We start from the raw sequence: 13549 nt of genomic DNA, 5'->3' as shown, positions 1-13549 counted from the left end.
GCCGGGGCGGGCGGGGTGTTTCATGATACATCTGTTTCAATGTTTCATATGTTTCATTCGGGGCAAGGGGTCATCACCGTGAAATCAACCACTTGCAGGTTGGCACGGTGCTTGCGCCTTCTCCTTCGTCCCATGACCTGGATTGCTGCATGACCGCTTCCCTTCCTGTTTCCGCCGGTGCCCGCTTCCGTGAAGCGCTGGCGGCCGAATCGCCGCTGCAGGTGATCGGCGCCATCAACGCCAACCACGCCCTGCTGGCCAAGCGCGCCGGCTACCGCGCCATCTACCTGTCCGGCGGCGGCGTCGCGGCCGGTTCGCTGGGCCTGCCGGACCTGGGCATCAACACCCTGGACGACGTGCTGGTGGACGTGCGCCGCATCACCGATGTGTGCGACCTGCCGCTGCTGGTGGACATCGACACCGGCTTCGGCCCCAGCGCATTCAACATCGCGCGCACGGTGAAGTCGCTGATCAAGGCCGGTGCCGCCGCCTGCCACATCGAAGACCAGGTGGGCGCCAAGCGTTGCGGCCATCGCCCGGGCAAGGAAATCGTCTCGCAGGGGGAAATGGCCGACCGCGTGAAGGCCGCTGCCGATGCCCGGACCGACGCCAACTTCTTCCTGATCGCCCGTACCGATGCCATCCAGGTGGACGGCGTGGATGCGGCGATCGAGCGTGCCATCGCCTGTGTCGAGGCCGGTGCCGATGGCATCTTCGCCGAGGCCGCCTACGACCTGGACACCTACCGCCGCTTCGTCGATGCGGTGAAGGTGCCGGTGCTGGCCAACATCACTGAATTCGGCAAGACCCCGCTGTTCAGCCGCGATGAACTGGCCTCGGCCGGCGTGGCCATCCAGCTGTTCCCGCTGTCGGCCTTCCGCGCGGCGAACAAGGCCGCCGAGCATGTCTACCAGACCATCCGCCGTGACGGCCACCAGCGTGACCTGATCGACAGCATGCAGACCCGCGAGGAGCTGTATGACCGGATCGGCTACCACGCCTTCGAGCAGCAGCTCGATGCGCTGTTCGCCGCGAAGAAATAAGCAGTACCCTGCACCATCAGTTTTCGGAGGGAAACATGAACGATACGACCGCAACCCCGACCTTCAAGCCGAAGAAGTCCGTCGCCCTGTCCGGCACCGCCGCCGGCAACACCGCCCTGTGCACCGTGGGCCGCAGCGGCAACGACCTGCACTACCGCGGCTATGACATCCTGGACCTGGCCACCACCAGCGAGTTCGAGGAAATCGCCTACCTGCTGGTGCACGGCAAGCTGCCGACCCGCGCCGAGCTGGTGGCCTACAAGGCCAAGCTGAAGTCGCTGCGCGGCATCCCGGCAGCGGTGAAGGCCGCGCTGGAAGAACTACCGCCGTCGGCGCACCCGATGGACGTGATGCGCACCGGCGTCTCGGTGCTTGGCTGCGTGTCGCCGGAAAAGGACGACCACAACCATCCCGGCGCGCGCGACATCGCCGACAAGCTGATGGCCTGCCTGGGTTCGATGCTGCTGTACTGGTACCACTGGAGCCACAACGGCCGCGCCATCGACGTGGAAACCGACGATGACTCCATCGGTGGCCACTTCCTGCACCTGCTGCATGGCGAGAAGCCGCAGGATTCGTGGGTGAAGGCGATGCACACCTCGCTGATCCTGTACGCCGAGCACGAGTTCAACGCCTCCACCTTCGCCTGCCGCGTCATCGCCGGTACCGGCAGCGACATGCACAGCGCGATCTGCGGTGGCATCGGCGCGCTGCGTGGCCCCAAGCACGGCGGCGCCAACGAAGTGGCCTTCGAAGTGCAGAAGCGCTACGACAGCCCCGATGAAGCCGAGGCGGACATCAAGGCCCGCGTCGAGCGCAAGGAAGTGGTGATCGGCTTCGGCCACCCGGTCTACACCGTGTCCGACCCGCGCAACAAGGTGATCAAGCAGGTCGCGCGCGAGCTGTCCGAAGAGCAGTCCAGCCTGAAGATGTATGACATCGCCGAGCGCCTGGAAACGGTGATGTGGGACATCAAGAAGATGTTCCCGAACCTGGACTGGTTCAGCGCCGTCAGCTACCACATGATGGGCGTGCCGACGGCCATGTTCACCCCGCTGTTCGTGATCGCCCGCACCGCCGGCTGGAGCGCGCACATCATCGAGCAGCGTGTGGACGGCAAGATCATCCGCCCGAGTGCCAACTACACCGGCCCGGAAGACCAGGCCTTCGTGCCGATCGACAAGCGCGTCTGATCCGCGCCTCCCTGCGCCTCCGGCCCGGCCTCGTGCCGGCCGGGGAGCGCCCGCCGCCCCGCCGGCACCCGGCCCGCCACCTGCATTCCGCCAGCCCATGAATACCGATTACCGCAAGAACCTCCCCGGCACCTCGCTGGACTATTTCGATGCGCGCGCCGCCGTCGAGGCCCTGCAGCCCGGTGCGTACGCCACCCTGCCGTACGTTTCGCGCGTGCTGGCTGAGAACCTGGTGCGCCGCTGCGAGCCGGGCACGCTGGACGCATCGCTGAAGCAGCTGATCGAGCGCCGCCAGGACCTGGATTTCCCGTGGTTCCCGGCCCGCGTGGTCTGCCATGACATCCTCGGCCAGACCGCGCTGGTGGACCTGGCCGGCCTGCGCGATGCGATCGCCGACAAGGGCGGCGACCCGGCCAAGGTCAATCCGGTGGTGCCGGTGCAGCTGATCGTGGACCACTCGCTGGCCGTGGAATGCGGCGGGTTCGACCCGCAGGCGTTCGAGAAGAACCGTGCCATCGAAGACCGCCGCAACGAAGACCGCTTCCACTTCATCGACTGGACCAAGCTGGCCTTCGAGAACGTCGATGTGATTCCGCCGGGCAACGGCATCATGCACCAGATCAACCTGGAGAAGATGTCGCCGGTGATCCAGGTGCGCCAGGGCGTGGCGTTCCCCGATACCTGCGTGGGCACCGACAGCCACACCCCGCACGTGGATGCGCTGGGCGTGATCGCCATCGGCGTCGGCGGCCTGGAAGCGGAGAACGTGATGCTCGGCCGCGCCTCGTGGATGCGCCTGCCGGACATCATCGGTGTCGAACTGAGCGGCCGGCCGCAGCCGGGCATCACCGCCACCGACGTGGTGCTGGCGCTGACCGAGTTCCTGCGCAAGGAGCGCGTGGTCGGTGCCTGGCTTGAATTCTTCGGCGAAGGGGCCGCTGCGCTCACCATCGGCGATCGCGCCACCATCTCCAACATGTGCCCCGAATATGGCGCGACCGCCGCGATGTTCTACATCGATGCGCAGACCACCGACTACCTGCGCCTGACCGGGCGCGAGGAAGCGCAGGTCGCGCTGGTCGAGAACTACGCACGCACCACCGGCCTGTGGGCCGACGATCTGGCCAGCGCGCAGTACGAACGCGTGCTGCGCTTCGACCTGTCCAGCGTGGTGCGCAACATGGCCGGCCCGTCCAACCCGCACAAGCGTGTGGCCACCGCCGAACTGGCCGAGCGCGGCATCGCTGACGAGGCCAAGCTGGTGGCCGGCAAGGCCGAGCAGGCCCAGGGTCTGATGCCCGATGGCGCGGTGATCATCGCCGCCATCACCAGCTGCACCAATACGTCCAACCCGCGCAACGTCATCGCCGCCGCACTGCTGGCGCGCAATGCCAATGCCCGTGGCCTGCAGCGCAAGCCGTGGGTGAAGTCGTCGCTGGCACCCGGTTCCAAGGCCGTGCAGCTGTACCTGGAAGAAGCCGGCCTGCTGCCGGAACTGGAACAGCTGGGCTTCGGCATCGTGGCCTTCGCCTGCACCACCTGCAATGGCATGAGCGGTGCGCTGGACCCGGTCATCCAGCAGGAAATCATCGATCGCGACCTGTATGCCACCGCCGTGCTGTCGGGCAACCGCAACTTCGATGGCCGCATCCACCCGTATGCCAAGCAGGCTTTCCTGGCCTCGCCGCCGCTGGTGATCGCCTACGCCATCGCCGGCACGGTGCGCTTTGACATCGAGAAGGACGTGCTGGGCGTGGATGCCGACGGCAACGACGTGCGCCTGAAGGACATCTGGCCCAGCGATGCCGAGATCGATGCCGTGGTCAAGGCTGCGGTGAAGCCGGAGCAGTTCCGCCGCGTCTACAACCCGATGTTCAACGTGCGCGTGGAGCACGGCGCGCAGGTCAGCCCGCTGTACGACTGGCGCGCGCAGAGCACCTACATCCGCCGCCCGCCCTACTGGGAGGGCGCGCTGGCCGGCGAGCGCACGCTGTCGGGCATGCGCGCGCTGGCGGTGCTGCCGGACAACATCACCACCGACCACCTGTCGCCGTCCAACGCGATCCTGGCCGCCAGTGCCGCCGGTGAATACCTGGCGAAGATGGGCCTGCCGGAGGAAGACTTCAATTCCTACGCGACCCACCGTGGCGACCACCTGACCGCGCAGCGTGCCACCTTCGCCAACCCGAAGCTGTTCAACGAGATGGTGCGCAACGACGACGGCAGCGTGAAGCAGGGCTCGCTGGCGCGCGTGGAGCCGGAAGGCAAGGTCATGCGCATGTGGGAGGCGATCGAGACCTACATGGACCGCAAGCAGCCGCTGATCATCATCGCCGGCGCCGACTACGGCCAGGGCAGCTCGCGTGACTGGGCGGCCAAGGGCGTGCGACTGGCCGGTGTGGAGGCGATCGTGGCCGAGGGCTTCGAACGCATCCATCGCACCAACCTGATCGGCATGGGCGTGCTGCCGCTGGAGTTCAAGCCGGGCACCACGCGGCTGACGCTGGGCATCGACGGCACCGAGACCTTCGATGTCGTCGGCGAACGCCGGCCGCGCGCGGACCTGACCCTGGTCATCCACCGCCGCGACGGCCAGGACGTGACCGTGCCGGTCACCTGCCGCCTGGACAGCGACGAGGAAGTGGCCATCTACGAGGCGGGCGGCGTCCTGCAGCGCTTCGCCCAGGACTTCCTGGAAGGCGCCAAGGTGGCGTGAGGCCATGAAGGACAGCGGGCTGGGCAATCGAGCGTCGAACGATGACAATCGGCCCACGCCCGCTGACCGGAAGGAACCGATGGACATTGGCCCTCGTCGTTGGATGTGTGCCGCCCTGGCGGTGGTTCTGCTGTTCTCCCTGGTTGGCTGCGCGACCACCGCGGTGGGCCCCCGTCGGCAGACCGATACGATCCGTGCGGCCTACCTGAGCGGCGACAAGGCCTATCTGCTGGGTGAGAAGCGCGACTACGAGATTGATCCCAAACCCTTTGTTGCGTACCACGCGCTGCTCGACAGCCCGTTGAAGGAGGCGGTGGTCTGCTCGCGGTTGAGCGGCCGCATCTGGCTGGGCACGGGCCGCCCGTCTCCGATGGTGGTCGGAACGTACGGCCTGCTGCTGGATCCCGCACGGGTCGATCCGGCCGCGGCGGCGGCAGCTGGCCTGCGGCGTGTCGAGTCGAATGATTCCTATCTGTACAAGCTTGCGGTCGACCCGCGCTGCGCGCCTGCGGCCTCGGCCGTCGGCTATTACGTCGCCACGTTCCAGGGGGAAGGGCGCCTGGTTACGGTGGAGGCGCGTGAACAACGTCTGGCCGAGGCCGCACTGGCCCAGCCCGTCACGCTGGAGCTCGACGTGAAGGGCAGCGAGCCACTGGGCTCGCCCGCGGCCGAGTCGGTCAGCGCCGTGGTGACGGCCCCGTTCTATCTGTTTGGCATCCTGTTCTTCAAGAAAAGCCTGTGAGGACCCCGCAACATGACCCATCCCCATCTTCCGCAGCTGCGCATTCCCGCCACCTACATGCGTGGTGGTACCAGCAAGGGCGTGTTCTTCCGCCGGCAGGACCTGCCTGAGGCCGCGCAGGTGCCCGGCGTCGCGCGCGATGCGCTGCTGATGCGCGTGATCGGCTCGCCCGACCCGTATGGCAAGCACACCGACGGCATGGGCGGTGCCACCTCCAGCACCAGCAAGGTGGTGATCATCGCCGCCGCCTCCGTGCCGGACCACGATGTGGACTATCTGTACGGCCAGGTGCCGCTGGACAAGCCGTTCATCGACTGGTCGGGCAACTGCGGCAACCTGTCCTCGGCGGTCGGTCCGTTCGCCATCAGCAATGGCTTCATCGATCCGGCGCGCGTGCCGCGCGATGGCATCTGCACGGTGCGCATCTGGCAGGCCAACATCGGCAAGACCATCATCGCCCACGTTCCGATGCGCGAGGGCGTGGTGCAGGAAATCGGGGATTTCGAGCTGGACGGGGTGACCTTCCCGGCCGCCGAAATCCAGCTGGAATTCCTTGATCCGGCGGCCGAGGATGGCGAGGGCGGTGGCGCGATGTTCCCCACCGGCCAGCTGCAGGAAGACCTGGAGGTGCCGGGGGTCGGTACCTTCCGGGCGACGCTGATCAACTCCGGCGTGCCGGTTGTTTTTGTCGAGGCTGCGGCACTGGGCTATGAGGGCACCGAGCTGCAGGGCGCCCTCAATGAAGACGCGGCCGCGCTGGCACGCCTGGAGGCCATCCGTGCGGCCGGCGCGGTGCGCATGGGGCTGGTGCCGGACCTGGCGGCCGCCGAGCGGCGTCCGTTGACCCCGAAGGTCGCGTTCGTGGCCCCGGCCCGCGCGTATGTCAGCTCCAGCGGCAAGCCGGTGCCGGCCGAGGCCATCAACCTCAACGTCCGCGCGATCTCGATGGGCAAGATGCATCACGCGATGATGGGCACCGCCTCGGTGGCGATCGCCACGGCCGCCACGGTACCGGGCACGCTGGTCAACCAGGCCGCAGGCGGTGCGGTGGGGGAGGCGGTGACCTTCGGCCATCCTTCCGGCACGCTGCGCGTGGGCGCACAGGCGAGCGTTGTTGACGGCCAGTGGACGGTGACCAAGGCCATCATGAGCCGCAGTGCCCGCGTGCTGATGGAAGGCACGGTGCGGGTGCCGGCCGACTGATGCGCTGGTGAACGCCAACCGAGGTTGGCGACGACCGGGGCGCGGAGACCGATTGCTTGGGTAGATGCCAACCTGGGTTGGCAGGGTGCACGGGCAACCGTGCACCCCAACGAGGAGACCGATGATGTCCGACCGCCACACCCCATCCAACGAACGTGCAGCGTGGGATGCGCTGCTGGTGGACATCGTCGACTACGTGCGTGATACGCCCATCGACAGCGCCCGCGCGTTCGATACCGCGCACCACTGCCTGCTAGATACCCTCGGCTGTGGCCTGGAGGCCCTGGCGTTCCCGGCCTGCAGCAAGCTGCTGGGGCCGGTGGTGCCCGGCATCTCGGTCATCAACGGGGCCCGCGTGCCGGGCACCCACTATGTGCTTGACCCGGTGCAGGCCGCCTTCAACATCGGCGCGATGGTGCGCTGGCTGGATTTCAACGACACCTGGCTGGCCGCCGAATGGGGCCATCCCTCGGACAACCTGGGCGGCATCCTCGCCGTGGCCGACTGGCTGGGCCGCAATGCCGCCGGCCTGCGCCGCGCACCCCCGACCATGCACGACGTGCTGCGCGCGATGATCAAGGCACACGAGATCCAGGGTGTGCTGGCGCTGGACAATGCCTTCAACCGGGTCGGCCTGGACCACGTGGTGCTGGTCAAGGTGGCCACCACCGCGGTCGTGGCGCACCTGCTGGGGCTGGACCGCGAGCGCATGCTCAATGCGCTGTCACTGGCCTGGGTCGATGGCCAGTCGCTGCGCACCTACCGGCATGCGCCCAACACCGGCTCGCGCAAGAGCTGGGCGGCGGGCGATGCCACCAGTCGTGGCGTGCGGCTGGCCCTGATGGCCGCCACCGGCGAGATGGGATACCCCTCGGTGCTCAGCGCGCCGACCTGGGGCTTCGAGGCCGTGTCCATGCACGGGCAGGCGCTGCGCCTGGCCCGTCCACTGGGCAGCTACGTGATGGAGAATGTGCTGTTCAAGATCAGTTTCCCCGCCGAATTCCACGGCCAGACGGCAGTGGAGGCGGCGATCCTCCTGCACCAGCAGTTGAAGGCCACAGGGCGCTCGCCGATGGATATCGCGCAGCTGACCATCCGCACCCAGCAGGCCTGCATCCGCATCATCGACAAGCAGGGGCCGTTGCATAACCCGGCCGACCGCGATCACTGCGTGCAGTACATGGTGGCCATCGCCCTGCTGCATGGCCGGCTGGTGGCCGAGGACTACGAGGACGATGTGGCTGCCGACCCGCGTATCGATGCGCTGCGGGCGAGGATGCAGTGCGTGGAGGATGCCGGCTTCAGTGCCGATTACCTGGACCCGGAAAAGCGCAGCATCGCCAACGCGCTGAGCGTGCGCTTCAACGACGGCAGCGATCTGCCGGAGGTGGTGGTCGAGTATCCGCTCGGCCATGCCCGGCGACGCGGGGAGGGCATGCCGCTGCTGCGTGACAAGTTCCGCCGGCACCTGGCCCACCGCTTCCCCACCGCCCAGCAGCAGCGCATCCTGGCGGTGTCGCTGGATCCGGTCGCATTGGCCTCGATGCCGGTGACTGCCTACGTGGACCTGTACCTGCCGACATAGGCCGGAGCGGGTGCCGGCGCTGGCGCTGCCCTCGCCTGGGGGGGGCCAACCCCGCGGGTCGGCCCTGCCGGCGTCAACACCTTGACGCGGGGCGCTTATACTGGCCGCCTCGTTCAAGGAGTGAAACGACATGACCGGTCTGGCGTGGCTGCGGCAGTGGGGGTGGAAGACGGCGCTGGTGGCCGGGGCCCTGGTCCTGGGCCTGGCGGGCTGCCGCAACGACAGCGGACAGCTGCCCAAGGCCAGCGGCGAGGCGATCGCCACCAAGGCCGAGACGGTGAAGGAATTCACCCTGTTGCGTGCCTACCCGGACCAGAAGAACGATGGCCTGTCGCTGGCGCTGGAGTTCTCGCGCCCGCTGGTCGGCACCCAGGAGTTCGACAAGCTGGTGCGCTTCGAGGAAAAGGTCGGTACCGAGGACAGCAGCTGGACCCTGTCCGATGATGGCCTGACCCTGCGCTACCCCTTCGTGGAGGCCGGCAAGGAATTCAGTCTGGTGGTGTCGGCCGACCTGCTGGCCGCCGATGGCAGCCGGCTGGGCAAGGAACTGAAGCAGAAGGTGTTCAGCGGCGAACTCAAGCCGGTGGCCGGTTTCGCCTCGCAGGGCAGCGTGCTGCCGGCGCGTGATACCCGTGGCCTGCCGGTGGTGTCGGTGAACGTGCCGGAAGTGGACGTGGAATTCCTGCGCGTGCGCGAAAAGGATCTGCCGACCTTCTTCAGCCAGTACCAGCGTGGCGGCCGCCGTGGCAGCTGGGAACTGAGCAGCGATTACGAGCGCACCCCGATCAACAAGCTGGCCGAGCCGGTCTACGTGAACCGCTTCATCCTGGGCGGCAAGCAGAACGAGCGCGTACTGACCTACCTGCCGATCCAGGACGTGAAGGAGCTGCAGGAGCCGGGCCTGTACTTCGCCGTGCTCAAGCGTACCGGCGATTTCGAGGGCGAGTTCGACACCGCCTTCTTCACCATCAGCGACATCGGCCTGCACGCCCGTGCCTACAAGGACAAGCTGTTCGTGCACACCGCGTCGCTGAAGGATGGCGCGGCGCTGAAGAAGATCGACCTGCGCGTGCTCGACGCCAAGGGCGAGACCGTGCTCAAGGCCAGCACCGATGGCAATGGCAACGCGCTGTTGAACTACACGCTCGACGCTGGCCACGTGCTGGTGGCCGGCAGCGGCAAGGACACCAGCTTCCTGCCGTTCAACCAGCCTGCGCTGGACCTGAGCGAATTCGCCGTGGCCGGCCGTGACAACGCCTGGTTCGATGTGTTCGCCTGGTCCGGCCGTGACCTGTATCGCCCGGGCGAGACCGTGCGGCTGTCCGCCCTGCTGCGTGACAACGATGGCAAGCCGGTCAAGAGCCAGCCGGTGTTCCTGCGCCTGAAGCAGCCCGATGGCAAGACCTTCCGCGAAACCCGCCTGCAGCCGGGCGAGCAGGGGTACTTCAGCTTCGAGCAGGCGATTCCGGCCGAGGCGCCGACCGGGCGCTGGCAGGTGGAATTCCGTACCGACCCGACCAGCAAGGACGCCATCCAGGGCATGACCCTGCGCATCGAGGAGTTCCTGCCCGAGCGCATGAAGCTGGACCTGGACAGCCCGCAGAAGACCCTGCGCCCGGGTGATGCCCTGCGCCTGCAGGCCAACGGGGCGTACCTGTATGGTGCGCCGGCCGACGGCAACCGTTTCACCGCCCGCCTGGCGGTGGGCGTGGAGCAGGCACCGGTGGCCAACCTGCCGGGCTATTTCTTCGGTGACCCGACCGCGGAGCTGCCGCGCGAGGCCAAGGATGTGATCGATACCACGCTGCCGGCCAACGGCCAGTTGCGCCAGGACGTGGATCTGCCCGAAGAGGTCGCCAAGGCCAAGACCCCGGTGGCCGTGGTGCTGTCCGGCAGCGTATATGAAACCGGTGGGCGCACGGTCACCCGCAGCCTCAAGCGCGTGCTGTGGCCGGCACCGGCGCTGGTCGGCGTGCGCCCGCTGTTCAACCCCGACGATGGCGCCGATGCCAACAGCAACGCGCGCTTTGAACTGATGCGCGTGGATGCCGATGGCAAGCCGCAGCCGGCCAAGGGCCTGAAGATCACCCTGGTGCGCGAACTGCGCGACTACCACTGGACGTTCAGCGACAACCGCTGGGGCTACGATTTCACCCGCCGTTTCGAAAACAAGGACACCCGCATCGTCGATGCCGGCAGCAGCGCGGTGGCCTTCGATTTCGCGGTGGAGTGGGGCGAGTACCGGGTGGATGTGTTCGATCCGGCCACCGGGCTGACCAGCCGTTATCCGTTCCGTGCCGGCTGGAGCTGGGGCGATGACAACCGCGGCCTGGATGCGCGCCCGGACAAGGTGAAGCTGGCGCTGGACAAGACCGGTTACAAGGCCGGCGACACCCTGCACGTGACGGTGACTCCGCCGCATGCCGGCAAGGGCCTGCTGATGGTCGAAAGCGACCGCATGCTGTACGTGCAGGAGATCGACGCCAAGCCCGGTGCCACCTTCAAGATTCCGGTCACCGCCGACTGGGAGCGCCATGATGTCTACATCACCGCGCTGGTGTTCCGCGGTGGCAGCGCGCCGAGCAAGATCACCCCGGCACGTGCCGTGGGTGTGGTGCATGTGCCGATGGACCGCAAGGCACGCACGGTGGCGGTCGGGCTGGTCGCGCCGAAGCAGATGCGGCCGGAGCAGGACCTGCCGGTCACCGTCAGCGTGCCGCAGCTGGCCGGCAGGACGGCCCATGTCACCGTATCGGCGGTGGACGTGGGCATCCTCAACATCACCCGCTTCCCGGTGCCCGATGCCGCCGCGCATTTCTTCGCGCAGCGCCGGCTGGGCATCGATGCCTATGATGTCTACAGCCGTGTGATCGAGAGCTTCGACGGCAGCACCGGCAAGCTCAAGTTCGGCGGCGACATGGCATTGCAGGCACTGCCGCAGGCCAAGCGGCCCACGGCACGGGTGCAGACCGTGGACCTGTTCTCCGGCCCGGTACCGCTGGATGCCAAGGGCAATGCCCGCATCCGTCTGAAGGTGCCGGATTTCAACGGCACCCTGCGCGTGTCGGCGCTGGTGTATTCCGATGCCGACTACGGCAGGCGTGATGTGGAAACCATCGTGCGCGCGCCGATCCTGGCCGAAGCCAGCATGCCGCGCGTGCTGGCCCCGGGCGACCGCAGCACGGTGACGCTGGACGTGCAGAACTTCACCGGCAAGCCCGGTGCCTTCAACGTGCGGGTGGACACCGAAGGCCCGCTGGCGCTCACCGAAGGCAGCCGCAGCATACAGCTGGGGGCCGATGCCAAGACCACGCTGAGCTTCCCGCTCGGCGCCCGCGAGGGCAACAGCGTGGCCAAGGTGCGCGTGCGCGTGGACGGCAACGGCTTCAAGGCCGACCGCCGCTACGAACTGCCGGTGCGTGCGGCCTGGCCGCAGGTGCTGCGTTCGCAGGTACGCACGCTCGATCCGCTGGCAGCGGTCAGCCTGGACAGCAGCCTGGCCGACGGGTTGATGGCCGAGTCGGTCAATGCCCGCCTGCTGGTCAGCCCGCTGCCGCCGGTTCCCTTCGCCAGCGCACTGCAGGGGGCGTTGAACTACCCCTATGGCTGCGCCGAGCAGACCACCAGCAAGGGCTATGCCGCGCTGATCCTGGACCAGGCCACCTCGGCCATGCTCGGCACCGATGGCCTGGACGCGAAGGCGCGCAACGAGCGCATGGAAGGGGCCTTCGGCCGCCTGGCCTCGATGCAGGTGGCCAACGGCAACTTCTCGATGTGGGGCAACGATGGGGATGTGAACCCCTGGCTGACCCCGTACATCACCGAGTTCCTGCTCGATGCCAAGGACGCCGGCTTCGCCGTGCCGGACAACGTGCTGCAGAAGGCGCTCAACCGCCTGAGCGAAGACCTGCTGTCCGGTGGCAATCAGTTCTACGGGCAGGACAAGCGCGACAGCCTGAAGTTCGCCAACCAGGCCTATTCGGGCTACGTGCTGGCACGGGTCAACCGTGCACCGCTGGGCACGCTGCGCGCGCTGTATGACAACGAGCGCAGCAAGGCCGTCGGTGGCCTGCCGCTGGTGCACCTGGGCGTGGCGCTGTCGCTGCAGGGCGACCGCAAGCGCGGCGAGGCGGCCATCGCGGCCGGCTTCGCCACCTCCAGCAGTGAACGCCCGGCGTACTACGGCGATTACGGCAGTGCCATCCGTGATGACGCGCTGATGATCGCGCTCACCCATGAAAACAAGCTGGCCAAGCCGGCCTGGGATGCGCGCTCGGTCGATCTGGGCCGTGGCCTGGATGCGCGCCGCAACAGCGGCTGGCTGTGGCTGAGCACGCAGGAACAGGTGGCGATCGCCCGCCTGGGCAAGGCACTGGCCGCCAACCAGAAGAAGCTGGTGGCCGGTGAACTGGTGATCGGTGGCAGCAGCGAGGCCATCAGCGAGCGCCGCCTGTTCGGCCGCAGCTTCGATGCCGGCCAGCTGGCCAGCGGCGTGCGGTTCACCCCGCAGGGCGAGCCGCCGATGTTCGCCAGCATCGACGTGGCCGGCATTCCGCGCACGCCGCCGGCACCGGACAACAGCGTGCTGGGCGTGGAGCGCAGCTACTTCGGCACCGACGGCAAGCCGTGGGCACCGCGCCCGTTGAAGGAAGGCGAAGCGCTGATCGTGCGGGTGACGGTGACCCCGGACACCAGCATGCCCGATGCGCTGCTGACCGACCTGCTGCCGGCCGGCCTGGAAATCGAGAACTTCAACCTGGGCGATGCCAAGCAGTGGGCCGATGTGGTGGTCGACGGCATCAACATCAGCGAGCGTGGCGAGGCAGCGCAGACCCAGCACGAAGAGTTCCGCGATGACCGCTACGTGGCGGCACTGAAGCTGTCCCGTGGCAGCAAGGCCACCGTGTTCTACCTGGTGCGCGCGGTGACCCCGGGCACCTATTCGGTGCCGCCGCCGCTGGTGGAGGACATGTACCGGCCGCAGCTGCGCGGCGTAGGCCGCAGCACGCCGACCACGATCACCGTGGTCCAGCCATGACCGTGCGGGCGGGCCGCGTCCGCGCGGCC

7 protein-coding genes are annotated in these 13549 nt (G+C 67.7%); all 7 read left to right on the top strand.

Features of this window, described 5'->3' with window-relative positions; genetic code table 11:
• The first annotated feature begins 149 nt into the window (after window positions 1-149).
• Window positions 150-1043: a methylisocitrate lyase gene (gene prpB, locus Q9R17_RS03235; RefSeq protein ID WP_308157017.1), complete on the top strand. Its 894-nt coding sequence runs from the start codon at window positions 150-152 to the stop codon at window positions 1041-1043.
• A 35-nt stretch (window positions 1044-1078) separates the two neighbouring features.
• On the top strand, window positions 1079-2236 hold the full coding sequence (prpC, locus tag Q9R17_RS03230) for a 2-methylcitrate synthase (RefSeq protein WP_308157016.1): 1158 nt from the start codon (window positions 1079-1081) through the stop codon (window positions 2234-2236).
• Between the two features lie 97 nt (window positions 2237-2333).
• Window positions 2334-4952, top strand: coding sequence for a Fe/S-dependent 2-methylisocitrate dehydratase AcnD (acnD, locus tag Q9R17_RS03225; RefSeq protein WP_308157015.1), 2619 nt, complete (start codon window positions 2334-2336; stop codon window positions 4950-4952).
• Window positions 4953-4956: 4 nt separating this feature from the next.
• Window positions 4957-5694, top strand: a complete 738-nt coding sequence (locus Q9R17_RS03220) for a hypothetical protein (RefSeq protein ID WP_308157014.1) — start codon at window positions 4957-4959, stop codon at window positions 5692-5694.
• A gap of 12 nt (window positions 5695-5706) precedes the next feature.
• Complete coding sequence (gene prpF, locus Q9R17_RS03215; protein WP_308157013.1) at window positions 5707-6897, top strand: 2-methylaconitate cis-trans isomerase PrpF; 1191 nt, start codon at window positions 5707-5709, stop codon at window positions 6895-6897.
• Between the two features lie 124 nt (window positions 6898-7021).
• Window positions 7022-8482: a bifunctional 2-methylcitrate dehydratase/aconitate hydratase gene (locus Q9R17_RS03210; protein WP_308157012.1), complete on the top strand. Its 1461-nt coding sequence runs from the start codon at window positions 7022-7024 to the stop codon at window positions 8480-8482.
• 130 nt (window positions 8483-8612) lie between these two features.
• Window positions 8613-13520 carry an alpha-2-macroglobulin gene (locus Q9R17_RS03205; protein WP_308157011.1) on the top strand — a complete coding sequence of 1636 codons (4908 nt, stop codon included), beginning with the start codon at window positions 8613-8615 and terminating at the stop codon, window positions 13518-13520.
• The last annotated feature ends 29 nt before the right edge of the window (window positions 13521-13549 follow it).

Origin of the sequence: Stenotrophomonas sp. 24(2023) (assembly GCF_030913365.1) — a bacterium.
Lineage (GTDB): Bacteria > Pseudomonadota > Gammaproteobacteria > Xanthomonadales > Xanthomonadaceae > Stenotrophomonas.
The sequence above is the reverse complement of the archived record's forward strand: the minus strand, read 5'-3'. Positions and strand labels throughout refer to the sequence as shown.

Bases quoted from the DNA above. Each gene is read 5' to 3' on its own strand.
- Q9R17_RS03205 (WP_308157011.1), top strand. From the start codon at position 8,613: ATGACCGGTCTGGCGTGGCTGCGGCAGTGGGGGTGGAAGACGGCGCTG.
- prpF (WP_308157013.1), top strand. From the start codon at position 5,707: ATGACCCATCCCCATCTTCCGCAGCTGCGCATTCCCGCCACCTACATG.
- Q9R17_RS03220 (WP_308157014.1), top strand. From the start codon at position 4,957: ATGAAGGACAGCGGGCTGGGCAATCGAGCGTCGAACGATGACAATCGG.
- prpB (WP_308157017.1), top strand. From the start codon at position 150: ATGACCGCTTCCCTTCCTGTTTCCGCCGGTGCCCGCTTCCGTGAAGCG.
- acnD (WP_308157015.1), top strand. From the start codon at position 2,334: ATGAATACCGATTACCGCAAGAACCTCCCCGGCACCTCGCTGGACTAT.
- Q9R17_RS03210 (WP_308157012.1), top strand. From the start codon at position 7,022: ATGTCCGACCGCCACACCCCATCCAACGAACGTGCAGCGTGGGATGCG.
- prpC (WP_308157016.1), top strand. From the start codon at position 1,079: ATGAACGATACGACCGCAACCCCGACCTTCAAGCCGAAGAAGTCCGTC.